The 23,870-nt window shown below is 71.2% G+C and carries 24 protein-coding genes and 1 pseudogene; 9 read left to right on the top strand and 16 right to left on the bottom strand.

Annotated elements, in window-relative coordinates; translation table 11 throughout:
- Positions 1-99 precede the first annotated feature (99 nt).
- Complete coding sequence (locus ABD331_RS21895) at positions 100-1,245, top strand: FAD-dependent oxidoreductase (protein WP_344477597.1); 1,146 nt, start codon at positions 100-102, stop codon at positions 1,243-1,245.
- Between the two features lie 25 nt (positions 1,246-1,270).
- On the opposite strand, the gene ABD331_RS21890 is transcribed toward ABD331_RS21895, so the two are convergent.
- Entirely contained in the window at positions 1,271-1,621 is a 351-nt protein-coding gene (locus ABD331_RS21890; protein WP_425566020.1) for an SbtR family transcriptional regulator, read from the bottom strand.
- A gap of 33 nt (positions 1,622-1,654) precedes the next feature.
- Positions 1,655-1,765 (bottom strand): annotated as a pseudogene (locus ABD331_RS60990) (helix-turn-helix domain-containing protein); the annotation flags it as partial.
- Between the two features lie 63 nt (positions 1,766-1,828).
- Between ABD331_RS60990 and ABD331_RS21885 the strand changes: the two are divergent.
- The gene (locus ABD331_RS21885; protein ID WP_344477595.1) at positions 1,829-2,716 is read left to right on the top strand and encodes an SDR family oxidoreductase; all 888 of its coding nucleotides are present in this window, start codon (positions 1,829-1,831) and stop codon (positions 2,714-2,716) included.
- Positions 2,717-2,796: 80 nt separating this feature from the next.
- Here the strand turns inward: ABD331_RS21885 and ABD331_RS21880 are convergent, their stop codons facing one another.
- Positions 2,797-3,336: a MarR family winged helix-turn-helix transcriptional regulator gene (locus ABD331_RS21880; protein WP_344477592.1), complete on the bottom strand. Its 540-nt coding sequence runs from the start codon at positions 3,334-3,336 to the stop codon at positions 2,797-2,799.
- 135 nt (positions 3,337-3,471) lie between these two features.
- On the opposite strand from ABD331_RS21880, the gene ABD331_RS21875 reads away from it, so the two are divergent.
- The 5 genes from ABD331_RS21875 (at position 3,472) to ABD331_RS21855 (ending at position 6,986) form a co-directional block, all read left to right on the top strand.
- Positions 3,472-4,398, top strand: a complete 927-nt coding sequence (locus ABD331_RS21875; protein WP_344477590.1) for an NADP-dependent oxidoreductase — start codon at positions 3,472-3,474, stop codon at positions 4,396-4,398.
- 133 nt (positions 4,399-4,531) lie between these two features.
- Entirely contained in the window at positions 4,532-5,482 is a 951-nt protein-coding gene (locus ABD331_RS21870; protein ID WP_344477588.1) for an alpha/beta hydrolase, read from the top strand.
- 45 nt (positions 5,483-5,527) lie between these two features.
- Positions 5,528-5,875: an ArsR/SmtB family transcription factor gene (locus ABD331_RS21865; protein ID WP_344477586.1), complete on the top strand. Its 348-nt coding sequence runs from the start codon at positions 5,528-5,530 to the stop codon at positions 5,873-5,875.
- On the top strand, positions 5,875-6,366 hold the full coding sequence (locus ABD331_RS21860) for an SRPBCC family protein (protein ID WP_344477584.1): 492 nt from the start codon (positions 5,875-5,877) through the stop codon (positions 6,364-6,366). The genes ABD331_RS21865 and ABD331_RS21860 overlap by 1 nt, the downstream gene beginning before the upstream one ends.
- The gene (locus tag ABD331_RS21855; RefSeq protein ID WP_344477582.1) at positions 6,366-6,986 is read left to right on the top strand and encodes a dihydrofolate reductase family protein; all 621 of its coding nucleotides are present in this window, start codon (positions 6,366-6,368) and stop codon (positions 6,984-6,986) included. Before ABD331_RS21860 ends, ABD331_RS21855 begins: the two co-directional genes overlap by 1 nt.
- Positions 6,987-7,029: 43 nt before the next feature.
- On the opposite strand, the gene ABD331_RS21850 is transcribed toward ABD331_RS21855, so the two are convergent.
- The 12 genes from ABD331_RS21850 to ABD331_RS21795 form a co-directional block, all read right to left on the bottom strand.
- The gene (locus tag ABD331_RS21850) at positions 7,030-7,806 is read right to left on the bottom strand and encodes a maleylpyruvate isomerase family mycothiol-dependent enzyme (RefSeq protein ID WP_344477580.1); all 777 of its coding nucleotides are present in this window, start codon (positions 7,804-7,806) and stop codon (positions 7,030-7,032) included.
- Positions 7,807-7,982: 176 nt separating this feature from the next.
- Positions 7,983-8,570: a maleylpyruvate isomerase family mycothiol-dependent enzyme gene (locus tag ABD331_RS21845; protein ID WP_344477578.1), complete on the bottom strand. Its 588-nt coding sequence runs from the start codon at positions 8,568-8,570 to the stop codon at positions 7,983-7,985.
- Positions 8,571-8,632: 62 nt separating this feature from the next.
- The gene (locus ABD331_RS21840) at positions 8,633-9,616 is read right to left on the bottom strand and encodes an RNA polymerase subunit sigma-70 (protein WP_344477576.1); all 984 of its coding nucleotides are present in this window, start codon (positions 9,614-9,616) and stop codon (positions 8,633-8,635) included.
- 79 nt (positions 9,617-9,695) lie between these two features.
- Entirely contained in the window at positions 9,696-12,041 is a 2,346-nt protein-coding gene (locus ABD331_RS21835; RefSeq protein ID WP_344477574.1) for a S1 family peptidase, read from the bottom strand.
- 168 nt (positions 12,042-12,209) lie between these two features.
- The gene (locus tag ABD331_RS21830) at positions 12,210-13,781 is read right to left on the bottom strand and encodes a ricin-type beta-trefoil lectin domain protein (protein ID WP_344477572.1); all 1,572 of its coding nucleotides are present in this window, start codon (positions 13,779-13,781) and stop codon (positions 12,210-12,212) included.
- 66 nt (positions 13,782-13,847) lie between these two features.
- Positions 13,848-15,641, bottom strand: coding sequence for a family 43 glycosylhydrolase (locus ABD331_RS21825; protein WP_344477570.1), 1,794 nt, complete (start codon positions 15,639-15,641; stop codon positions 13,848-13,850).
- Between the two features lie 21 nt (positions 15,642-15,662).
- Positions 15,663-16,958 carry an extracellular catalytic domain type 1 short-chain-length polyhydroxyalkanoate depolymerase gene (locus tag ABD331_RS21820; protein ID WP_344477568.1) on the bottom strand — a complete coding sequence of 432 codons (1,296 nt, stop codon included), beginning with the start codon at positions 16,956-16,958 and terminating at the stop codon, positions 15,663-15,665.
- Between the two features lie 320 nt (positions 16,959-17,278).
- Positions 17,279-17,713 carry an SRPBCC family protein gene (locus ABD331_RS21815; protein ID WP_344477566.1) on the bottom strand — a complete coding sequence of 145 codons (435 nt, stop codon included), beginning with the start codon at positions 17,711-17,713 and terminating at the stop codon, positions 17,279-17,281.
- A 39-nt stretch (positions 17,714-17,752) separates the two neighbouring features.
- A complete protein-coding gene (locus ABD331_RS21810) occupies positions 17,753-18,535 on the bottom strand; it encodes a MerR family transcriptional regulator (RefSeq protein ID WP_344477564.1) in 783 nt (260 codons plus the stop codon).
- Positions 18,536-18,609: 74 nt separating this feature from the next.
- Positions 18,610-19,206: a hypothetical protein gene (locus tag ABD331_RS21805; protein WP_344477562.1), complete on the bottom strand. Its 597-nt coding sequence runs from the start codon at positions 19,204-19,206 to the stop codon at positions 18,610-18,612.
- A gap of 140 nt (positions 19,207-19,346) precedes the next feature.
- A complete protein-coding gene (locus ABD331_RS21800) occupies positions 19,347-20,279 on the bottom strand; it encodes an aminoglycoside phosphotransferase family protein (protein ID WP_344477560.1) in 933 nt (310 codons plus the stop codon).
- A 6-nt stretch (positions 20,280-20,285) separates the two neighbouring features.
- A complete protein-coding gene (locus ABD331_RS21795; protein WP_344477558.1) occupies positions 20,286-20,723 on the bottom strand; it encodes a DUF2867 domain-containing protein in 438 nt (145 codons plus the stop codon).
- A gap of 89 nt (positions 20,724-20,812) precedes the next feature.
- Here ABD331_RS21795 and ABD331_RS21790 point away from each other — a divergent pair, with 89 nt between their 5' ends.
- A complete protein-coding gene (locus ABD331_RS21790; RefSeq protein ID WP_344477556.1) occupies positions 20,813-21,409 on the top strand; it encodes a TetR/AcrR family transcriptional regulator in 597 nt (198 codons plus the stop codon).
- A gap of 32 nt (positions 21,410-21,441) precedes the next feature.
- Here ABD331_RS21790 and ABD331_RS21785 read toward each other — a convergent pair whose 3' ends face one another.
- Positions 21,442-22,761: a CitMHS family transporter gene (locus tag ABD331_RS21785; RefSeq protein WP_344477553.1), complete on the bottom strand. Its 1,320-nt coding sequence runs from the start codon at positions 22,759-22,761 to the stop codon at positions 21,442-21,444.
- Positions 22,762-22,872: 111 nt separating this feature from the next.
- Between ABD331_RS21785 and ABD331_RS21780 the strand changes: the two genes are divergently transcribed.
- Positions 22,873-23,802 carry a LysR family transcriptional regulator gene (locus ABD331_RS21780; protein ID WP_344477551.1) on the top strand — a complete coding sequence of 310 codons (930 nt, stop codon included), beginning with the start codon at positions 22,873-22,875 and terminating at the stop codon, positions 23,800-23,802.
- Positions 23,803-23,870: the final 68 nt, after the last annotated feature.

Raw genomic sequence — 23,870 nt, 5'->3', positions numbered from 1 at the left:
GTTGCTGTGGTTTTGTGGGCGTGGCCGATGGGAGCTTCGCCTCCGGCAAGGCACCCACCCCCGCGAACGCCTGAGCCCTCACCCACCAGGAGCACCACCATGAACACCGCACCCCGCATCGCCATCATCGGCGCAGGCCCCGGCGGCCTGACCTGCGCGCGCATCCTGCAACGGCACGGCATCGAAGTGACCGTCTACGAAGCCGACGCCGCTCCCGGCGTCCGCAACCAGGGCGGCAGCCTGGACCTGCACATCGACAGCGGCCAGCTCGCGCTGAGGGAGGCCGGGCTGCTGGAGGAGTTCTTCCGGCTCAGCCGCCCAGAGGGCCAGGAGATGCGCCGGCTCAACGCCGCCGACGCCACGCTCGGCTTCCACCACATCCCCGACGAGGGCGAAGCCGTCCGTCCCGAGATCGAGCGCGGCGTGCTGCGCGACATGCTGCTGAGCTCCCTCACCCCCGGCACCGTCCGCTGGGGCCGCGCCCTGGACTCCGTCGAAGGCCCCGGCCTGCTGCGCTTCACCGACGCCACCACCGCTGAAGCCGACCTCGTCATCGGCGCGGACGGCGCGTGGTCCAAGGTCCGCGCCGCGATCTCCCCCGCCCTGCCCCAGTACACCGGCATCACCTTCGTCGAAGCGTGGTTCCACGACGTGGACGACCAGCACCCCGACATCGCCGACCTGGTCGGCAACGGCAGCGCCGTCGCGGCCGACGGCGAGCGCGGCATGTTCGCCCAGCACAACGGCGGCGGCCACATCCGCGTCTACCTCATCCAGCGGGTTCCCCTCGACTGGCTCGCCCAGGCGGGCCTCACCCACGACGACACCCCCGGCCTCCGCGCCCTGCTCCTGGACCGCTACCGCGACTGGTCACCCCGCCTGCGCCGGATCATCACCGACAACGACGGCCCCTACCTCGAACGCCCCATCAACGCCCTGCCCGTCCCCCACACCTGGCAGCCCAGCCCCACCATCACGCTGCTGGGCGACGCCGCCCACCTCATGCCCCCGCTCGGCGTCGGCGTCAACCTCGCCATGCTGGACGCCACCGAACTCGCCCTCGCCATCGCCGGCCACGCCACCGTCGGCGACGCGCTCCGCGCCTACGAGAAGACCATGCTCCCCCGCTCACACCAGTTGCAGGCCGAACTCGACGGACACGCCGCCGACCTGCTGTCGGACGACCTGTTCGACGCCGACGACATGCAGGCCCACCTCGGCGGACACAACGACCAACAGCCGTAACCGACCCATGGCCCCCTACGCCCGCTCAGCGGGGCGAGAAGCCGTCGATCGTGAAGCGGACGAGACGTCCGGCGTCCTCCCGCGACGACTGTTCGCGGATCCAGGCGGCCGCGTTGATCAGGGCGAACACATCGACGCCCGTCACCTCCGGGCGGACGACTCCACGCTCGCGGGCTTCGGCGAGCAGCCGCTCGCCGATGCCGGTCATCCGCAGGCAGGACGCGTGCAGCTCGGACGCCTCGTCGTCCAGGCCGTTCATCAGCATGTCCGCCAGCCCGCTGTAGGTGGCGGCGTGCTCGATCACGGCGTTCACCCAGCTGGAGAGCGTTTCTGGGCCCTCCAGTTCGGCGACCAGCCTGTCCCCGTACGCGAACAGGGTTTCGTTGCGCTCCCTGAGCAGCGCGCCGACCAGCGCGCGGCGGCTGGGGAAGTGTCCGTACAGCGTGCCGATCGCGACGCCCGCCTGGCGGGCGATGCTCTCCAGCGACGCGTCTACGCCGTGCTCGCGGAAGGCGGAGTCGGCCGCCGCGAGACTGCCTCAGCTACTGGGCGGTGATCCCCCATGCCCTGCGGAGGACTGATCATGATCTTGGTTACCGGAGCCACCGGGTCCATCGGCACGCACCTGGTGCGGCGCCTCCAGCGCGACGCCGTCCCGTTCAGGGCGCTGGTCCGGGACGAGCGCAAGGGCCACGCGCTGGGGTGTGACTTCGTCGTGGGCGACTTCGACGACGAAGCCTCCATCGCCGCCGCGATGAAGGGCGTGGACCGGCTGTTCCTCAACGCCGGCGGCGCACAACCGGCGCTGGGCGAGCAGCCGATGATCCGGCAGCAGAAGACCGCCATCGACGCGGCGCGGTCCGCCGGAGTGTCCAGGATCGTCAAGATCTCCGTGTGGCGCGCCCACGAAGGCGGCAGGCTCGCGGAGGGCGCGCACTGGGAGATCGAGCGCCATCTGGAGGAGTCGGGGGTCGCCTGGTCAGTGCTGCAACCCAGCGGGTTCATGCAGAACTTCCTGACAGGGGCAGGCTCCTTCACCGCCGACGGCAGGCTGCTGGGCGCCTATGGCGACGGCGCCGTGTCCTACATCGACTGCCAGGACATCGCCGACTGCGCCGCCGCGCTCCTGACCGGGCCGTACGGCCGGGGCGAGACCTTCGTCCTGACCGGCCCGCAGGCTCTCACCCAGGCCCAGGTGGCCGCACAGATCTCGGACGTGCTGGGCAGGCCCGTGGAGTGCCTCGACCTGTCGCCCGCCGAACTCTCCGCGGCGCTGCGGGAACAGGGGCTTCCGGCTGGGTTCGCCGACGGTGTGAGCGTGCTGTCGCAGGAGGTGGCATCCGGCGCCCTCGCCGCCACCACGACCGCGGTGCAGGATCTCACCGGGCGGCCGGCCCGCACGTTCGAGGAGTTCCTGACCGCGAACGTGGACGCTCTGCGTGCCGCCCTGCCGTCGTCAAGCGGGCGGTGACCCGGAGATCACTCTCCCGGGAAGCGGATCAACGGCCTTGGCCGTCGGCAGCTCACGCCACGTGTCATCCCGCAACCGCGTCAGGACGGGGTCGTGCGGCGTTTGCGGGGTGCGGCGGAGCGGGGCGGCAGGGTGCGCATGTGGTCGCGGACCCGGGTCATGATGTCGCCGAGGTGGTGCACGTCCCGGTCGGTGAGGGGGTCGAACAGGAGGGCGCGGGAGACCTCGACGTGGCCGGGCAGGACGCGGCGGAACAGGTCGCTGCCGGCCTGGGTGAGGGTGACGAGGGTGGCGCGGTCGTCGTCGGGACAGGGGCCGCGCGCGATGAGGCCGTTCTTCTCCAGCAGGCCGGCCTGGTAGGTGAGGCCGCTGCGGCTGTAGACGACGCCGTCGGCGAGCTGGGTCATGGTGAGCGGGCCGGGCGCGTGGACGAGGCGCGCCAGGAGCTGGAACTGCACGTAGGTGATGTCGCCTTCGGCGCGTAGCTGCTGTTCGACCTGGTGCTGGAGCAGGCTGACGGCTTCCAGGAGCACGAAGTAGGCCTCCAGCTGTCCGGGGTCGAGCGGCTGGACGTCGCCGGTGTCGGCGCTCACGGGCGGGTGGGTGCGGCGGTCGTTCACTCCCCCACCGTACATGTTTCGAATTCAAAGCACTGTGGCGATCGTCACACACTTCAGGGGTATTGCTTCGAGTTCGAAGCAGGTTACTGTCTTCACATGCTTCGAGTTCGAAGCAACCGAGTGAAGGAGTAAGCGATGAAGGCAGTGCGGTACCACGCCCACGGTGACAGCGACGTCCTGGTCCACGAGGACGCCGAGCGTCCCGTCGCGGGGCCGGGGCAGGTCGTGGTGAAGGTCGCCGGGACCTCGTTCAACCCGGTCGACGTGGCGATCAGGGCCGGTTACCTGCGGCAGGTGTTCCCCGTGTCCTTCCCGCACATCCCGGGCATCGACGTGGCCGGGACGGTCGCGGAGGTCGGAGAAGGCGTCACCGGCTGGCGGGAAGGTGAGCCGGTCGTGGCGTTCCTGCCGATGAACGCCCCCGGCGCGGCGGCGGAGTACGTGGCCGTTCCGGCCGGGGTTCTGGCCGCCGCGCCCCGGACGGTGGACCTGGCCGACGCCGCCGCCCTGCCGTCGGCGGGGTTGACGGCATGGCAGGCGCTGGCCGAGCACGCGGGCTTGCAGGCCGGGCAGAGCGTCCTGGTGAACGGGGCGGGCGGCGCGGTCGGCGGGTACGCCGTCCAGCTCGCGGTCCAGGCGGGCGCCGTGGTGACCGCGACCGCGAGCCCCCGCAGCGTCGAGCGGGTCCGCTCCTACGGCGCTCAGACGATCATCGATTACACGCTCACGCCGGTCACCGAGACCAGCGAGCGGTTCGACGTCGTCCTCAACCTGGTGACCACCTCGCCGGAGGAGACCGAGGCGCTGGCCGGCCTCGTCGCCGACGGCGGGGTGTTCGTCAGCACCACCACACCCGGCCGCGACGACGCCGCCCGGGGCGTGCGGGCGGTGCGGGTGTTCGCCCGCAGCGACGCCGCCCAGCTCGCCGAGCTGGTCAGCCGGGTGGACGCCGGGACGCTGGCGATCGGCGTCGCCGCCCGCCGTCCCCTGGCCGATCTGGCCGCCGTCCACGACGAGGCCGTCACCGGACGCCTGCCCGGGAAGACCGTCCTCATCCCCTGACCGAGGCCGTCACCGGACGCCCGCCCGGCAAGACCGTCCTCATCCCCTGACCGAGGCCGTCACCGGGCGCCTGTCCGGCAGGACCGTCCTCCTCCTCTGACCGCCTCCCCGCTCTTTCTCCAGGAGAAACGCCATGTCCCTGACCCTCGACCCCGAAGTCGCCCAGGCCCTCGCGCCGATGGCCGCCGCCTCCGCCGGCTCCACCCCGCCGCCGGTCGGCGACGTGGCCACCCGCCGCGCCGTCCTGGAGGGCGTCATCGCCCACGCCGGCGCCGCCCAGCCGATGCCCGCCGACGTCACGATCACCGACCATCACGCCACCGCCGCCGACGGCACGCGGATCCTGCTGCGCTGGTACGCCAAGGACGGCGCGGCCCCCGGCCCGGCCGCGGTGTTCCTGCACGGCGGCGGCATGATCCTCGGCACGGTCGGCCTGTTCGACGGACCCGTCGCCCGGTACGTGTCGGCCAGCGGCACGCCGATCCTGTCGGTCGACTACCGGCGTGCCCCGGAACACCCCCATCCCGTCCCGGTCGAGGACGCCTACACCGGCCTGACCTGGCTGCACGAGCACGCCGCCGACCTGGGCGTCGACCCCGCCCGGATCGCGGTCATGGGCGACAGCGCGGGCGGCGGCCTGGCCGCGGCCCTGGCGATCCTGTCCCGCGACCGCGGCGGCCCCGCCATCGCCCGGCAGATCCTCATCATGCCGATGCTCGACGACCGCACCACCACCCCCGACCCGCACATCACCCCGTTCGCGCTGTGGACCTACGACGACAACGCCACCGGCTGGGGCGCGCTCCTGGGCGAGGCGGCCGGCGGGCCGGACGTGCCCGCCACCGCCGCGCCCGCCCGCGTCGCCGACCCGGCGGGACTGCCGCCCGCCTACATCGAGGTCGGCCAGCTCGACATCTTCCGCGACGAGGACCTCACCTACGCGCTGCGGCTCGCCAGAGCGGGGGTCGAGGTCGAATTTCACCTGCACCCGGGGGTTCCGCACGAGTTCGAGTCCATCGCCCACACCTCCGATGTCGCCCGCCGCGTCATCGCCGACCGCGTCCGCGTCCTGACCTCCCTGTGACGCGGCCCGGTTGACGCATGCCCATATAGGCATATGATGGCACCCGTGGCACGAGCAGCGACGACGTCGGACGTCTTCAACGCGATCGCCGAGCCGCAGCGCCGGGACATCCTGGCGCTGCTGCGATCGGGAGAGCGGCCGGTGACCGAGTTGGCCCAGGAGCTGGGGATGACCCAGCCGCAGGCGTCCAAGCACCTGCGGGTGCTCCGCGAGGTCGGGCTGGTGCGGGACCGCAAGGCGGGCAAGCAGCGCCTGTACGGCCTGGACGCCCGCGGGCTGCGCCCGGTTCACGAGTGGACCGGCGGGTTCGAGCGGTTCTGGAACGAGAGCTTCGACCGGCTGGACGCGTACGTGCAGGACCTCAAGCAGGCGAGTCAGGAAGGAAGCAAGTGATGAGCGAGACGGGACCGGGAGCGACGGCCGACCGCGAGGTGGTGATCTCCCGCGTCATCGACGCCCCACGGGAGCTGGTGTTCGAGGCGTTCACCGAGGTGCGGCACCTGTCGCGGTGGTGGGGGCCGGAGGGGTTCAGCACCACGACGCGCTCCTTCGAGTTCCTCGCCGGCGGCGTGTGGGACTTCGTGATGCACGGGCCGGACGGCACGGACTACCAGGAGTGGATCACCTGGACCGAGATCGTCCCGCCGGAGAGGATCACGCTGCTGCACGGCGAGCACCGCGACGACCCGAACGCCTTCGCGTCGATCCTCGCCTTCGCCCCCGACGGGGCGGCCACCCGGATCGAGATGCGCACGATCTTCCCCACCAAGCAGCTGCGCGACGAAGCGGTCGAGAAGTACCACGCCGTCGAGGGCGGGCGGCAGACCCTGAACAACCTGGCCGCCTACGTCACCGAGCTCGTCCGGAAGGGGGCGGAAGGCTGATGGCCGGGAAGGTGTTCTTCAGCGTGTCGATGTCGCTGGACGGCTTCATCGCGCCCGAGTCCCTCAGCGAGCTGATGGGGCAGCAGTGGATGGAGCTGCAGCGGTGGATCTTCCCGACGCGGTTCTTCCGGGAGAACCTGAAGCTCGGCGGGGGCGGCGAGGAGGGCCGCGACAACGACCTCGCGCGGGAGACGTTCGAACGCACCGGCGCGAGCGTGATGGGCAAGCGCATGTTCGACGCCGGGGAGGAGATGTGGCCGGAGGAGGCGCCGTTCCACACGCCGGTGTTCGTCGTGACGCACGAGAAGCGTGACCCCTGGGAGCGGCCGGGCGGGACCGTCTTCCACTTCGTCAACGACGGCATCGAGACCGCGCTCGACCAGGCCCGCGAGGCCGCCGGCGACCGCGACGTCCGCATCGCGGGCGGCGGCGCGACGATCCTGGAGTACGTGAACGCCGGCCTGATCGACGAGTTCTCGGTCGCGCTGTCGCCCGTGCTGTTCGGCGCCGGGATCCGCCTGTTCGAGGGGGTGGACGCGGGGCGGGTGGCTCTGGAGCAGGTACGCGCGGAGCCGACGCGGCGGGCGACCCACCTGACCTACGCGGTCCGGAAGCGGTAACCGGCTTGCCGGGGGTGGCGCTCGCGGGTGGCGGAGAAGGGCGTCAGCCGGTGACCCAGTCCATGTGCTCGATCCAGTGGTCGAGCAGCGCCCGATCCCCCTGCGGTTCCAGCGCGGGAGCCGCGTCCAGGCTGCGGCGTCTGCTGATCACGAGCAGCAGGTCGACCGCTGGGCCGCGGACCGCTACGTCGGCCGAGGCGTGTGTGCGCTCCAGCGCGACCCTGTCCTGTTCCCGGCGTGCCACCCACTCCCCCGGCGCGTCGGTCGCGTGGAAGTGCAGGCTCTGGCCGTCCCCGCGCATCGCGTCGGCGAAGCCCGGCACGTTCTCCCAGTAGCCGCGGGAGGTCAGCGTGGCCAGCCAGTCCTCCAGGGCCGCGACGGCCGGCTCCGGCGCCAGCTCGTACGGCATGCCGAGCGCGACGGCCGCGTCCGCGCGGTGCACGCAGGCCTCGCCGAACAGCCGGCGTGACCAGAACGGCACGCCCGCGGCGCCGCCCGACGGGTCCCACACCGGCGTGTCGTCGGCGACGGACGCGAACGCCTGTGCCGCCATGGCCGCGCCGTCGCTCAGCCAGGCGCGCCACTGGCCCGAATCGGCGGGGCCGGGAACGTAGCCCGCGTACGCCTCGCTCGGCTCGCTCATCTGCTCGCCCACGAGCATGGCCACCATGCGCTGTGTCCCGCCGACGTGGTCGACGAGATCGGCCAGCGTCCACTTCGGGCAGGTCGGCACCGGGGTGGTCGCGTCCCTGCCGTGCACCCAGTCGGCCAGGATGCTCGTCTGTTCGACAACGGCTTTCACGTATGCGGATGTGTCCATCGCTGCACCTCCACGTGCGATGTGAGCTCTACGGAGTTCGCGGGCCGCCCGGAGGGCAGTATGCCGCAACAGTCCCAAGCAGTTGCTTCAGATCGGCTTCACGATGGCCTCACCGCACCGGCGTCACGCACCGGCTGATTCGAGGGCCAGCGGGGAGGCGCGATCAGGTATGGGGCTCACCCGAGCGGCCGTCGCCCGGTGACGACCAGCAGGATGTCCTTGACCGGCAGCTCGACGGGCTCCCCCTCCCCCAGGCGGATGTCGGCGTCGGCGCCCCGCAACTGCCTGCCCGCGAGGTCCACCCCGAAGTAGGCCAGGCTCCGCTTGTCCGCACTGGCCAGCACGAGGGCCACGCGCTCGGGCGGAGGGGACGGCAGCCCCAGCGGCTCGGTCATGTCGAGGCCGTGGATGGTGTCGTGACTCAACGCTCCGGCGAGCCCCCCGCCTGGCGGCCGCCACTCGTTGGTGATGTTGGCGCGCAGGCAGGCGAGGAGTTCGGCGGCCGGCATCCGGGCGGCGTCCTCACGGGCGGCCCGGTCGGCGTACCGGTCGAAGGAGAACCGCGCCGCGACCAGCCCGGCGACGAGGCGGGGCAGGCTCGTGCGGAACGGCGCCGTGACGTGAGCGACGACTTCGCGAACCCGCCACCCCGCGCACAGGGACGGGGTGTCCCAAGCCGGGTCGGGGAGGCCGGCGAGCAGGTCGGCCAGTCGTTCTCTCTCGGCGTGGATGTGCTGCTTCAGCTCTGCGTCGGTGAGTGACATGAGGGTTGCCTTCGGAGCCGTGGTGGACGTGTCGCCCCTTGTACGGCGGAAGGCCGCTGAACTCATCGGCGGTCTTCGAGCCGTTCAGGCAGCCCGAACTCGGCGAACCGGTCACCCCATCCCAGGAACGTGACGATCTCGCTGATCCGCCCGTCCCGGAGTTCGAGCACCAGCAGGGCGAAGGGCGTCAGGACCCCGTTCGCGTCCGGCCGGTACTGGCCGAGCGTCCAGCACCCGTTGGCGCGCCCGCCGGGGACAAGGCGGTCGTCGGCGCACGCATCCGACATCGACACCGCCGCGGCGATGGGCGCCGACCCGTCCAGCCACCACAAGAAGGGCGGCATCCCCGACCGGGCGTCGTGCGCCAGCACGGCGACCAGCTCGTGGACGTCGTGCGTCTGGAACGCCTTGACGTAGCGTTCCAGCAGATCGCGCTGGGTCACGTCGTCCGGCTCCGGCGTGTCGGCCGGCCGCGGCCGGTGCTGCTCCAGCGTCGCCCGCGCTCGCTGCAGCGCGCTGTTCGCCGCCGCCACCGACGTCTCCATCACCTCGGCGGCCTCCGCGGCGGTGAACCCGAGGACGTCCCGCAGCACCAGCACGGCCCGCTGGCGTGGCGGCAGCCACTGCAGAGCGGTGATGAAGGCCAGGCGCAACGTCTCATGCCGCAGCGCGACGGACGCCGGGTCGGCCGTTCCGATCAACCGGGAGTCGGCCATCGGCTCCACCCACCGTGCGGCGGGGAGGGGGGCGCCGATGTCGGGGTTGCCGTTCGACGCCGGGCCCAGGTCCCACGGCAGCGCCCGCCGCTGCGCGCTGCGGATCATGTCGAGGCAGACGTTCGTCGCGATCTTGTGCACCCAGGTGGAGAGCGCCGCCCGGTCCGGGTCATAACTCTCGATGGCCCGCAACGCGCGCATCATGGTCTCCTGCACGGCGTCGTCCACCTCGCTCGACGAGCCGAGGATGCGGTAGCAGTACCCGGTCAAGGGGCCGCGCAACGACTCCAGCATCGGCACCAACGAGTCGGATCCGCCCTTTACGTCCATCCCTCCATGATGACCGTTCCTGACGTGCGCATCCGAACGGCCGGCCGGGCACGTCAGGCGCCGACCGGCCGTGAGGTTCTCAGCCGACGACCCGCAGCTCCAGCAGGGTCTCCTGGCAGTTGTCGGGAAAGTCCGGATGACTCTCGTCGCAGGTGATGTCCGTACGCCCGAACTGCTCGCTCTCGTCCCGCTCGACGCGCTTGGTCCGCTCCGTGCCGGAGGACACGTTCACGACCGTCGCGTCCACGTCATGACCGGCCCCCGGCGAGCGGCTGTCCCCCTGCACCTCGTAGACGTTCGGGATGCGGAGCTTCACCCATCCTCCGGAGCCGAGGACCTTGAAGCAGACCGCGGTCACGCCGAGATGCGGCTCGCCGACCTCGGTCTGGCCGTTGAGCAGGCCGGGGAAGACCTTGATCACGCCGACCCCGTTCTCGGGGGACGCGGTGCACGAGACCCAGATGATCCCGCCGTTCCCGGAGATCAGCTCGAAGTTGTGCGCCTCCGCCTCGTCCGTGCCCCAGTCGGTCTGGCCGGAGGTGCCCGCGAAGGCGTGCGGGAAGTCCGCGGGGTAGCCGTATCGCTCCACGATGGAGTCCGGGCCGACGGCGGGCGTCACGGTGACCGGGACGACCCGGACGGGCGGAAGAGCACGTCCCGCGACATAGGTGATCTGGTCGCCTGGGCGGTAGAGGAACAGGTGGCTCTGCCCGCCTTTGCTCCGGTAGTCGAAGGCGATCACGCGGTCCTTGGCCATCTCCAGGTCGTAGCCGCCGATGCCGGCCGAGCTGTGGAACACCGCCGTGAACGCGTTGCCCGCGCCGTGCTTCAGTATCCAGGCCGTCTTTCCTCCGGGCCGGTAGAGCAGCAGGTGGTCCAGCCTGCCCGACTGCTCGTAGTCATAGGCGATGATCTGATCCGCGGTGCTCTTCAGGTCGTAGCCGCCGATGCCGGTCGAGCTGTGGAAGACGGCCTTGAACGTGTTGCCCGCCCCGTGCTCCAGGATCCAGGCCGTCTCCCCGCCCGGACGGTAGAGCACCAGGTGATCCGGCTTCCCCGAACCGGTGTAGTCGAAGGCGATGACGCGGTCCCTGGCGTCCTTCAGGTTGTAGCCGCCGATCCCGCCGTCCGCCGAGGCGAAGACCGGCGTGAACGTGGCGGCGCCGGTGCGCTTGATGATGTGCGCCATCCCGGTGCCCGGCCGGTACAGCAGCAGGTGGTCCAGCTTTCCCGAATGGTCGTGGTCGTAGGCGATGATCTGGTCCTCGGCGCTCTTCAGGTCGTAGCCGCCGATGCCCGCCGAGCTGTGGAAGACGGCCCTGAACGTGGTGCCCGCCCCGTGCTCCAGGATCCAGGCCGTCTCCCCGCCCGGACGGTAGAGCAGCAGATGGTCCAGCTTCCCCGAACCCGTGTAGTCGAAGGCGATGACGCGGTCCCGGGCGTCCTTCAGGTCGTAGCCGCCGATTCCCGTGGTCGAGGAGAAGACCGGAGCGTACGTGCCGTCCGGGTTCCGCTTGACGATGAAGACGATCTGCGAGCCCGGACGGTAGAGCACCAGGTGATCCAGCTTGCCCGAGTGCTCGTAGTCGAACGCCACCACCTGGTCGCGGTCGTCGTCCAGGTCGTAGCCGCCGATCCCGGTCAGACTGCCTTCGTACCGGGTGAAGGACGTGGTGGGCTCGATCGCGACCGTGCGGATCCAGCTCGCCAGGTCGTCCACCCGCACCGCGTCGGCTCCCCGGGGCCCGTCGGCGGCGGCGCCGAGGCAGCCTCCCTGCCCCGCGCCGATGCTGAGCCCGACGAGTTGCGGGGCGCTCCCGCCGGTGCGGAAGACCGGTGCGCCCGTGTCGCCCTGGCAGGCGCTCACGTCGCCGCCGTCCGCCCCGGTCCAGCCGAACGAGGCGGCGGTCACGGCTCCGGCCACGACGGGCGAGGCGTGCAGCCGGTTGGGGGCCCACTCCTGCGCGGTCCGGCCGTAGCCGGCGACCTGCAGCGCGTCCCCTGTGGCGGGGGCGGTGGCGCTGACGGCGACGGGCGTGACGCCGACGGCCCGCAACGCCAGCCGGGCCAGGACGACGTCCCTGTCGCGGTGCGGGTGGACCCAGTCCACGGGCAGCACCCGCCCGCCCGATCCTGACAGGTCCGTCCTGCCGACCGTCACCGTCGTCGCGGTCTTCGGCGCCCCGCTCGTGACGGGCTGGCCCTCGGCGGCGAGGCAACTGGTGGCGGTGATCACCCATTGCGGGCTGACCAAGGCTCCCGTGCACCCGCGCGCCTCGCCGGCGTTCACCTTCGCCACGAAGCCCCACGTGCCGTCGGTGACCGGGCCGCCGCCCCGCACCGCGTGGGCCGGCGTCGCTCCCGTCCAGAGGACGGCCGAGGAGAGCACCAGTAAGAAGGAGAGAATGATTCGCTGGAGGTTCACGGCACGAGTGTGCGAGCCGGCACCTGAGCGAACCAGGACATCCGCCGGACATCGAGCGGCCATTCGATCAGCGGCAGGCCTGCCGGAACTCGCACCGTGCCGACCGCCTCGCGCCGTCCCCGTGCGGGCCCGCCGACCAGCGGTGGACCCGCGTCAGGGCCTCGCGGCTCAGGTGCGGGTCCACCGCTGGTTGGCGCCGCTGTGGCAGGACCAGAGCACCAGCTTGGTGCCGGCGGCGGTGGCGTTGTTCGGCACGTCGAGGCACCGCCCCGACTGCACGCCGGTGATGGTGCCGTCGGCGTTGAGCCGCCACTGCTGGTTGGCCTGCCCGTTGCAGTCCCAGATGATCACCTGGGTGTTGTCGGCGGTGCCCTGGTTGTAGGCGTCCAGGCACTTGCCGCCGTAGACCCGCAGCTCACCGCTCGCGGTGGGCGTCCACTGCTGGTTGGGCTGCCCGTTGCAGTCCCAGATCTGCGCCTGCGCGCCGTTGGCCTGCGACGCGCCGGAGACGTCCAGGCAGCGGCCGGAGCCGACCCCTCTGATGGCGACGGAGGGGACGAGGCCGCCGCCGGTGACGGTGAACATGGCCGCCCCGTGCCCCGGCACCGACGCGCTGATCGTCCCGGAGGAGGCGAACGTCGTGTGCGCCCACAGGTCGCGCACCGAGTAGGAGGACGCCGGGCCCAGGCCGAGGGCGGAGGCGGTGGTGGAGACTGTGGCGGTCGTGGTGCCCCGGTTGAGCAGGACGACCGCGGCCGAGCCGTTGGACATCGGCTTGCGCCACACCTCCAGGTTCCCGTTGTCGCTGATCTTGTGGCCCTGCCTGCCGCCCCAGTCCTGGTTGACCGCGATGACCTCGGTGTTGGTCAGGATGGTACGGGTCTCCGCGGTCATGGACCGCAGGTCGTTGCCCGCGATGAGCGGCGCGTTCAGCAGCGACCACAGGCTGAAGTGCGCCCGCCCCTCGGTCGCCGTGAGCGAGCCGACGCCCACCTCCAGCATGTCGGGGTCGTTCCAGCCGCCGGGTCCCGAGTACGCCTCCAGCCCGACCTGCTGGTCCAGGATGCCCATCACGGAGTTCCAGTTCGCGGCGATGTCGCCGGTCGTGCGCCAGGAGTTGCCCACCGGCATGCCCCAGGTCCACACGTTCTCCTGGCCCCAGTTGCACAGGCTGTAGACGATCGGCCGGCCGGTGGCGGCCAGCGCGTCGCGCATCGCGGTGTAGCGCTGCTGCCCGGTCCTGCCCTGGTGGTCGCCGCAGTTGTCGTACTTGAGGTAGTCGATCCCCCAGGACGCCCACAGCGCGGCGTCGCGCTGCTCGTAGCCGAGGCTGGCCGGGTAACCGGCGCACGTGGTCGTGCCCGCCGAGGAGTAGATGCCGAGCTTGAGCCCCTTGGCGTGGACGTAGTCCGCCAGCGCCTTCATGCCGCTGGGGAACTTCTGCGGATCCGGCACCAGGTTGCCGTTGCCGTCGCGGCTCCTGGTGGACCAGCAGTCGTCGATGTTGACGTAGGTGTAGCCCGCCGCCGCCATGCCGCTGGAGACCATGATGTCCGCGGTCTGCCGGATGAGGCTCTCGTTCACGTTGCAGAAGAAGGTGTTCCAGTCGTTCCAGCCCATCTGCGGGGTGCGGGCGAGCCCGTTGTCGAGCGCGGCGGCGGGCGACGTACCCCCGCCGATCGCGACGAGCGAGCCGGCGGCCAGCACGACCGCCAGGAACCATCTCAGGACCTTACGCATCTGACTCCTCTTTCAGAACGCGTCGCAGGTGAGGGGGCCGGGAGCGGCGCAGCCGCCCGGCCGGGGCTATTCGAACGAGGCGTCGTCGATCGAGAAGCCGTCGGTGCCCGTGGCCGTCTCCACGTAGAAGGTGGCGCCGGTCAGCGTCCCCGTCCACGAGGCGGTCGCCGTGCCGGTGAGCCTGGTCCAGGCGCCGGAGCTCACCGGTGTGGCCGGGGTGAGCTGGAGATAGCTGGTCGTGCCGCCGGCGGTGACCGCGAGGGTCGCCTTGGCGCTGGGCGTGCCGCTCTGCGACCGCACCCAGACGCTCGTGGTGTAGCTCTTGCCGTTGGTGAGCTTGGCGGTCACGTCCTGGGTGATGCCGTTCCATGCTGTCGTACGCCCGGTGATGGACAGCGCCCGCGTGCCTGCGTGCACCGGGGCGGTGACGGACGACAGGGCCCCGCCGGAGGCGCCCCAGCCCGTGGTGCCGCCCTCCATGTCGCCGTTGATCAGCAGATTCCCGCCCGAACCGCCGGTGAAACGCCACCAGTCCACGTTGAACAGGTTGCCGCTGCCGCCGGTGTACTTGAAGTACAGGTCATGCGTGCCCGTCGCACCGCTCACCGGGCAGGTGACCGTCGTCCACGTCTGCCAGCCGCCGGTGCCCGGCACGGTGCAAGTGCCGGCCAGTGTGCCGTTGATCCCGTCCAGGCGCACCTCGATCCGGCCGCCGCTGGTCGCCGAGGCCACCCGCGCGCTGAAGGACGTCGCGCCGGAGCCGAAGGCGACGCCCTTGACCTTGACGTGGTCGCCGTTCTCGATCCATCCGACGTTCATGCCGCCCTCACTGGCGGGTTCGGTCTCCACGCCGGACTCCCAGGCGATCGTCTCGGCCTCCTGGCGGACGTAGGGGTCCAGGGCGGTCGCCTGGGGCGCTCCGGCCGTGGTCATGTTGATCGTCGGGATGGTCCCGTCGGCGTTGTAGGCGAACTTCTCCACGGCCACCGAGCGGGTGTAGCCGCCACCGCCCGGCAGGGCGCCGTTGTGGTAGAAGAAGTACGAACCGCCGTTGAAGTCGATGACGCCGGCGTGGTTGGTGAAGCTGCTGCCCTGCGTGGGCATGACCGTCCCGCGGTACGTCCACGGGCCGGTCGGGCCGGGGGCCGTCGAGTAGGCGATGAACTCCGAGCAGCATTTCGCGGCGAACACGTTGTAGTAGAGGCCGTTGCGCTTGTAGACCCAGGGTCCCTCTTCGTACAGGGTGGGGCGGCTGGCGTTGCCGGTGCGGGTGCCGAAGCCCGCGGTGGTGAGCGGGATCTGGGTGGGGCCGCCGGAGTAGGAGATCATGTCGGCGTTGAGTCTGACGTACCAGAGGTTGGGGTTGCCCCAGTACAGGTAGGCCTGCCCGTCATCGTCGATGAAGACCGTGGGGTCGATCTCGCCGTTCCTGACGAGCGGACGGCCGATCGCGTCGGTGAAGGGCCCGGTGGGGCTGGTGGAGACGCCGACGCCGATGGCCATCTGGCCGCTCGCCCGGTCCTTCACCGGGACGTACCAGTAGAACTTGCCGTTCCTGTAGACGGTCTGGCCCGCCCACGCGTCGGCGCTGGCCCAGCTGAAGGTGGCGACGTTCATCGGCGAGCCGTGGTCGGTCCAGTTGACCAGGTCCGCGGACGACCAGACGCGCCACTCCTTCATGGTGAAGTACGTCGAGCCGTCCTCGTCGTGTCCGGTGTAGAGGTAGACCCGGCCGTTGTGCACGAGTGGAGCGGGGTCGGCGGTGTAGATCGTCTGGACGATCGGGTTGTCGGCCCTGGCCGTGCCCGGGATCATCGTCACGATGCAGAGCAGCACCATGAGCACGAGCCCACGTTTCATGATCACCTTCCTGTGGTGGTGTCAGGTGCGGGTCCAGCGCTGGTTGGCGCCGCTGTGGCAGGTGTAGAGCTGGAGGCGGGTGCCGTTGGCGGTGCCCTGGCCGACCGCGTCCAGGCACAGCCCCGACTGCACGCCGACGATGGTGCCGTCGGCGTTCAGCCGCCACTGCTGGTTGGCGCCGCCGTGGCAGGCGTAGATCTGGATCACCGCGCCGTTGCCCGCACCCCCGGCGTCCAGGCACTTGTTGCCATAGACGCGCAGCTCGCCGGTGGAGGTGGCGGCCCACTGCTGGTTGGTACGGCCGTTGCAGTCCCACAACTGCACCGCGGTGCCGTCGGCGGTGGCCGCGTTCGGCACGTCCACGCAGCGCCCGGAGGCCACGCCCCTGATCTGGCCGCCGGTCGGGGGCGTGGAGGTGCCGCTGTCCAGGCCGAAGAAGCGGATCGCGTACGCGGCCATCCCGGCGTGCGGCAGGTTATGACCGGCGCCGTTGATGGTGTAGGACTCGACCTGGCCGGAGCCGAAGACCCGGCGGGTCCAGCCGGACTGCGGGCTGTCAGTGGACGCGGGGGTCTGGCTCAGCCCGTGCACGTTGGTCCACTGATCGACCTCTTCCTGCAGCATCGTGTACGGCAGGACGTTGTCGGCGGTGCCGTGCCAGGCCATCACCCGCGGCCGCACCCCGGTGTAGCCGGGGTAGGCGTTCCTGGCCAGATCACCCCACTGCTGCGGCGACTTGTCGCCGCACCCGGCCGGACCCAGACAGCCGTACGGCACGCCCGCGAACGGCGCGCCCGCCTGGAACACATCCGGATACGTGGCCAGCAGGTTCAGCGTCTCCATCGCGCCGGAGGAGAAACCGGTGGCGAACACCCGCTGCGGATCACCGCCGTAACGCTGCACCGCGTAGCTCACCATCGACACGATCGACACCGGGTCGCTGCCCCCGCCGTGCCGCAGCGCCTCCGCCGACCACACGTCGAAACAGTTCGACATGCCGTTGGCGCTCTTGTTGGCCTGCGGATAGATGACGACGAAGCCGTACCGATCGGCCAGCGAAGCGAACTCGGTGCCCTGATGGAAGCCCGGCGCCCAGCCGTTACAGCCGTGCATCGCCACCAGCACACCCGGCCGGGAGGCCAGCCTGTCCGGCACGTACAGGTACATCCGCAGGTTGCCCGGGTTGTTGCCGAAACCCGTCACCTCGGTCAGCGCCGCCGCCGACGCCTGCGGCGTGACCATGAGGAACATCGACAGCGCGGCGACCAACGCCGTGATCAAAGCCGCCAGGATGCCCTTCGGGGTACTTCGCTTCATGGGCTCACCTCTCGCTGTTAGCGCTAACAAAAACGCTTGGCCGGTGGCAGGAGGGAGCAAACCGGAGGCGGAAACGTACTGTCAAGAGCGCCTTAGCTTGCGACCGGTCGGAGCGGGCGGCAGGCGAGCACGCTCACCTCGGGTTTTTGCCCTCGACCAGGTAGAGCGTCCGCATGAAACTTTCATGCGCGACACCAGCGATATTTCAGGCGTGGCAGGGACACCCCGTCTCGAAAGTTTCAGTTGATCCTTGACAACTTTCGGTCACGCTTCTCACACTTGGGGCCCGAGCTGATCGCCCTGGATTCGCGTACGGAGGCTCATGAAGCGCAGAGAGCAGCCAACCGGCGGATGTCGGCGCGGATCGACCGCCGCAACAACCACCTCAGCACCGGCTCCAGCAACCTTTCTGAGGTCGCGCGCGGGGTCACACGCACGTGGAAGGTGAAGCGGCACCGGTCCGCGCCGAGCGGCTCGACGAGCCTGCCGCCCTCGGCGTCGATCCCCGACGTGGTGCGCCAGGCAAAGGAGCGGCCCGGCTCCACCTGGACGACCTCGCCCCCGTTGCGATAGGTCCGGCCCGCGAACCGCATCACCTCGGCGGTGGTCGTGCCCACCCGGACGACGCCCTCAGGGCGCGGCGCCATCGTCTCGACGCCCTTGCGCCAGCGTGGGTCCCGGTCGTAGTCGGCGACGATCGCCCACACGCGTCCGGCCGGGCAGGCGATCTCCCCGGCCTCCTGAAGTTCGATCATCCGGCGATGATACGAGGCGGCCGCAGGTGGACCGGTCATTCAGTGGGTGTCCGGCCGGGGGATGCGGATGCCCGCGGCGCGGAGCCTGGCCTCGACGATCGCGACCCCCCGGGCCGTGGCCGAGCCCTGCTCCTCGCCGTGGTGGGCGATCAGGTGGTACCGGGCCGCGGCGTCGGTGCGGGCTTGCAGGCCGGTCACGATCTTCAGGTGGGCCGGGTTGGCGAGGAAGTGGTCGGCGACGGCGGCGGCCAGCTCGGCCAGGCGCGGGTCGTCCGGCTCCCAGGCGGTGGCTTCGATGGCGCGCTTGCTCAGCTCGACGTATCGAGGGTCGTCGAGGGCGTGCTCGACGTGGGTGAGGAAGTCGTCGAAGCCCTCCGGGACCAGCGCTCTGGCCAGCACCCAGCCCTCCCTGGTGGCCGCCACCTCCTCCGCGGGGAGGCCGAGGCCGGACAGCCGCTCCAGCAGCGCCACCGCGCGGTCGGGCAGCAGCGCCCGGTCGCCGTCGGCGAGCCGGTGCAGCATGTCCCGGCGCGCGGTCAGCTCCTCGATGCGTTCGGTGAGCTGCCGCTCGACGTCGGTGAGGGCGGCGGTGAACAGCGCGGGGTCGGCGTCGAGCAGCGGCCCGACCTCGGCCAGCGGCACCCCGGCGGCGGCCAGCGTCCGGGCCTGGACCAGCCGCAACAGCTCGGCCGAGCCGTAGCGCCGGTAGCCGGAGCTGTCGCGTTCCGGCTCCCGCACCAGGCCGAGCTTGTGGTAGTGCCGCACCGTCTTGACGGTGACGCCGACGAACGCCGCCGCCTGCCCGATCGTGACTCCGTTCATCGGCCCCATCCTGCCTTGTGCCCGGGCTCGGCGGCCAGGCGGACCACCGCCGGCCGCGTCCTGGTCATGGATTTTCAGTCCGCCCGCTCAGCCGGATCGGCGTGCTCGCCGCCGAACACCTCGTTGACGAGCCTTTGCTGGGCGGGGCGGAACTTCACCGTTATCGACAGGTCGGCGTCGTCCACCCAGTTCAGTACGGCGGTCAGGATCCTGCTGCCGTCGGGCGTGCCGTACATCAGCGTCGAGGAGCCGACGTTGCCGCCGTTGTGCGTGATGACCGTGCCGCCGCAGTCCGTCTCCTGGACGAACAGGCCGGTGGAAACCCAGGAGGGGTTGTAGCAGGTGATGTCGATCGTCCGCTCCCGGCCGGCGTCCTCGTAGCGGTAGTAGATGCGGGCGTGCGGCTCGGGAAGCTCCGGCGAGGCGTCCGGCCCCACCGTGCCCGACAGGCCGAGCGGCTCCAGCCCGTTCCCGGCTCGAACCGGGCGGGCTTGGACAGCGCCAGCCGTACCAGCTCCTCGGGCCGGTAGGTGCGGAACCAGTTGTCCACCCACCCCGAGGAAACCGGACTCGACGATCTCCTCCATCGCCTTGCGCAGCTCGGGGCGGTCAGGGCCGGCGGCGTCGAGAGCCGCGGTGCTCTTGTCCTGGCCGGAGAGGGTGATCGTCATGTGGGCCGCCCTTCTGAAGGTGTCGTGTCCGGGACGGCGTCGCCGCCGCTGCGCAGAGCTTGCACCCTGACCCGAGGTCAACCTCAACCGTGATCTGGCTCACAGCGGCGGCGTGTGCGAAGGGCAGGCCGGGCCACCCTTCAGTCGGCACTCGCGAGGGTGGCGTCGGGTGAGCATCGAACGCCCTCCAGCACCCGATCGAGTGCCGCCCGGCCCGCAGGCCCCCAGTGCGGTTTGCCGCCGGGAAGGCCCCGGTCTCCGTTCTGCCCCATGAGCATCAGGAAGAGGCACTTCATGGCGGCCAGCCCGCGGGCGCGCCTGACCGTCGCCTCGTCCGCCTGCGCGTACGCGTCGAAGAACCGGGAGGCCGCGCCCGCGGGGAGCAGCACCCACGCGGCACCGAGGTCCCACGCCGGATCGCCCGCGAACAGGGCGCCGAAATCGACCACGCCCGAGAGCGTCCCGTCCGAGACGACCACGTTCGCGGGGTGGAGGTCACCGTGCACCCACACCGGCGGCCCCTCCCACTCGGGGGCCGCCACGGCATCCTCCCAGACGGCCCGCACCGCGCGGGCATCCCCGACGGCGTCCGGGTCGATGGCCTGCAAGTACCGCTCGAACCCGCTGGTGCACCTCTTGGGGTGAGCGCCGAAGTCCCCACCGGCCGGGGCCTCGGCGGGCGCCTCCACGTGGAGCGCCCGGAGGAAGCCCGCCAGCGTGTCGGCCGCGTGGGTGCCGCGGCTGATCGTGCCGTGGTCCAGCGGCTCGCCGGGCACCCACGTCATCACCGTCCAGTGCTTGGGGAAGCGCTCGGACGGCTCGCCGAACCGCACGGGGGCCGGCACCGGGAGCGGCAGGCGCGGGGCCAGCACGGGTAGCCATCGCCGTTCCTTGAGCTGGAGTTCGGGGGTGGGGTCCATGCGCTGCATGCGTACGGCCAGGTCGTCCCCGAGGCGCCACATCTGGTTGCCCCAGCCGCCCGCCACCTCGCGGATGGGCAGGTCCGCGAGGTCCGGGTGCTGTTCCTGGAGCAGGTCGCGGACCAAGGCTGCGGTGATCTCGGTGTCGGTCATGCGAAGTCACAGTACCGAGGTGCGCGCCGCCTCCCCCATGCGCAGGATCCGCGGCACCAGCGCCCGATGGACCGGCGACAACACCGTCCACACCACCCGCCCCAGCCCCCGCTCGTACCGCAGGTAGGTCGCCGCCGACACCTGTCCCTCGGCGGCCCGCACCACGATGTTGGCGGTCAGGAGCCAGGACGCGGCCTCCATCCGGATCCAGTCGGGCCCCTGCTCGGCGATGCGCCATCCGGCGACGGTCTGCGGCGACGGCTCCCGGGTGAGGCGGAGCCCGAGGAAGCCGCGCCAGATCAGCCGTTCGGCGGCGTTCGGCACGTCGCCGAACATCGCCCGCGCCCACTGCTCGGGGGTGGCGCGCACGCCGGTGGCGAGCGTGTAGTGGTCGATGTAGTCGGACAGGGGGCTGAGTGTGCGGACGGACTCAGGGATGATCATCGCGCTGGTCTCCGTTCATCTATACGCTACCGTATAAGTCGAGGTTAGACCCATTTATACGGCACCGTATAGATGGCGGACAGGGTGAGGTGGGACACATCGTGGGCGCGATCCGCACACCACGCGACAAGTGGGTCGAGGCGGGGCTGCAGGCGCTGGCCGCCGGAGGTCCGGACGCCGTCCGCGTCGAGGCGCTGGCCAAGCGGCTCGGCGTCACGAAAGGCGGCTTCTACGGGTACTTCGCCGACCGCGACGCCCTGCTGACCGCGATGCTGGACGCCTGGGAACGGGAGAGCATCGACGAGGTGATCGAGCGCGTCGAACGCGAGGGCGGCGACCCGAAGGCCAAGATCCAGCGGGCGGGCATGCTGACCTTCTCCAGCGACCGCCTGCTGCCCATCGACCTCGCCGTCCGCGGCTGGGCCAGGCATGACGAGGCGGTCGCCGAGCGGCTGCGGCGGGTCGACAACCGGCGCATGGAGCTGCTGCGCGAGATGATCGGCACGTTCTGCGCCGACCCCGACGAGGTCGAGGCCCGCAGCGTGCTGGCCTTCTGCGCGGCGATCGGCGCGCACTTCCTGGCCGCCGACCACGGCGGACGCACCCGCGCCCAGGTCCTCGCGCACGTCGGCGACCTGCTGCTCAACCGCCCTCGACCGGCTCCCGGCGAACGACCCCGGGGGTAGCCGATCAGCCGTACGTCATGAAGAAACGCTTCTCAGAACGAGATGGCGCCGGTCAGCAGCGCGACGACGGTCATGACGACGGTGGTGGCGAACGCCCAGCCGAAGATGAACCGCTGGTGCTGCCCGAGCTGCACGCCGCTCATGCCGACGAGGATGAACGTGGCCGCGGTGAGCGGGCTGAGCGGGAAGCCGGTGGTCATCTGCCCGAGGACGGCCGCCCTGGCGATCTCGGCGGAGTCGATGCCGAAGCCCGCGGCGGTCTGCGCCAGCACGGGCAGGACGCCGAAGTAGTACGCGTCGGGGGTGAAGACGAGGCTGAGCGGCATGCTGGTGATCGCCACGAGCAGCGGCAGGTGGCCGCCGAAGGAGTCGGGGATGATCCCGACGAACGCGGTGGCCATCTCGTCGATCATCTTGGTGCCGTTCAGTATGCCGGTGAAGACGCCCGCCGCGAAGATCATGGTGGTGACCAGGACGACGCTCTTGGCGTGCTTGTCGAGCAGCGCCTGCTGCTGCTCCCAGGTGGGCAGGTTGACGATGGCGGCGATCGCGAAGCCGAGCACGAACAGCACCGGCAGCGGCATCACCTGCGACACCAGCGCGATCAGCAGCACGACGGTCAGCGCGAGGTTGAAGACGGTCAGGGCCGCTTTCCCGCGTGCGGGGGCGAGGGGCGTGCCGGGCCCGTCTCCACGTACCGGCTCAGGCTCGGGCCGGGGCTCGGCGGGCAGTGCGAGCGCGCCCAGGCGGCGGCGTTCGCGCAGCCCGATCAGGTACGCCGCCACCAGCACCCACCCGATGCCGGCGGCCATGGCGGGCAGCACCGGCGCGAACACCTGCGAGGCGTCCAGCTTCAGCACCGCCATCGCGCGGGCGGTGGGCCCGCCCCAGGGCACCATGTTCATCACGCCCGCGCCCAGGGCGACGACGCCGGTGAGCACCAGCGGGCTCATGCCGAGCCGCTTGTAGACGGGCAGCAGCGCCGAGACGGTGATGAGGAAGGTGGAGGCGCCGTCACCGTCGAGGGCCACGCACATGGTCAGGACGGCGGTGCCGACAGCGATGCGCAGCGGGTCGTCCTTGGCGAGACGGAGCACGCCCCTGATCAGCGGGTCGAACAGGCCGCTGTCGATCATCAGGCTGAAGTACAGCACCGCGAAAGCGATCATGATGCCGGTGGGCGCGACCTTGCCCAGCCCCTCGAGGATCATCGGGCCCATCCCGGAAGCGAAGCCGCCCACGAGCGCCGTGGCCACGGGGACCAGCACGAGCGCGGTGAGGACCGAGACGCGCCTGGTCATGGTCAGCACCAGGAACAGGCCGATGGTGAGAAAGCCGAGTATCGCGATCATCGGGCGCCTTTCGCCGGGCGGGAGGTTACGGGCAAGTTTCCGAGCGGCGGCGTTTCACGTCCACCATCAAAGCTGGATTTATCCATGCGCTGTACGCAACAGTGGTGAGTCGTGGACCCCAGCCTGCGGCAGCTCGCCGCCTACGTCGCCGTGGCCCAGGCAGGCGGCTTCACCGCCGCCGCCGCGCGCCTGCGCGTCTCCCAGTCGACGCTGAGCCGCGCCGTGTCCGACCTGGAACGGGTGCTCGGCGTCCGGCTGCTGGAGCGCGACACCCGCAACGTGCAGCTCACCGCGGCGGGACACGAGACCCTGCGCGTGGCCGAGCAGATCGTCGACGCGCACCGGTCGGGGATGAAGCAGTTGCGGCGCTACCTGCTGGGCGAGTCCGGCGTGGTGGCCATGGCGACGCTCCCGTCGGTCGCGGCCGTGCTGCTGCCCCGGCTGCTCTCCGCCTTCCGCGGGCGGCGGCCGGGCGTGAGCGTGCGCATCATGGACGGCCTGGAGCGGGCCGTCCTCGGCAGGGTGCTGAACGGCGACGCCGACTTCGCCGTCACGACCGTCGGCGCCGCCTCCGACCGGCTGGAGCACCGCCCGCTGATCCGCGACCGGTTCCGCGCGGTGCTGCCGGAGAGCCATCCGCTCGCCGACCGCGACGAGGTGGCCTGGGAGGACCTGGCCGCGCAGCCGTTCCTGGCGGTCGGCCCCGAGTCCAGCGTGCGCAGGCTCACCGACGCGGCGTTCGAGCAGGCCGGGGCGGTGGTGACGCCGGCGGCGGAGGCCGGCAACGTGGCGACGGTGGGCGGGCTGGTCGCCGCCGGGCTCGGCGTGTCGGCCCTGCCCGCCCTCGTGCTGCCGCTGCTGGGCCCGGGGCACGTGGTGCACCGCACGCTGGCCGGCCCCGCCGTGGAACGCCGGCTCGACGTCGTGGTGCGGGCCCGGCGCACCCTGCCGCCCGCCGCCGCCGCGTTCCTCGACCTGCTGGACGAGGCCCGTGCCGAAGGGCGGGAGGTGCCGGAGGGGGCGGCCTGGATCACCCATTGATGCGGCGAGCGCATGAATTAATCCGCTGTCTGTGCTGGACCCGCATCGCCGTGCCCGGGCACGATGAA

The organism is Nonomuraea monospora (assembly GCF_039531895.1).
In the GTDB taxonomy this organism is placed as follows: domain Bacteria; phylum Actinomycetota; class Actinomycetes; order Streptosporangiales; family Streptosporangiaceae; genus Nonomuraea; species Nonomuraea monospora.
The sequence above is the reverse complement of the archived record's forward strand: the minus strand, read 5'-3'. Positions and strand labels throughout refer to the sequence as shown.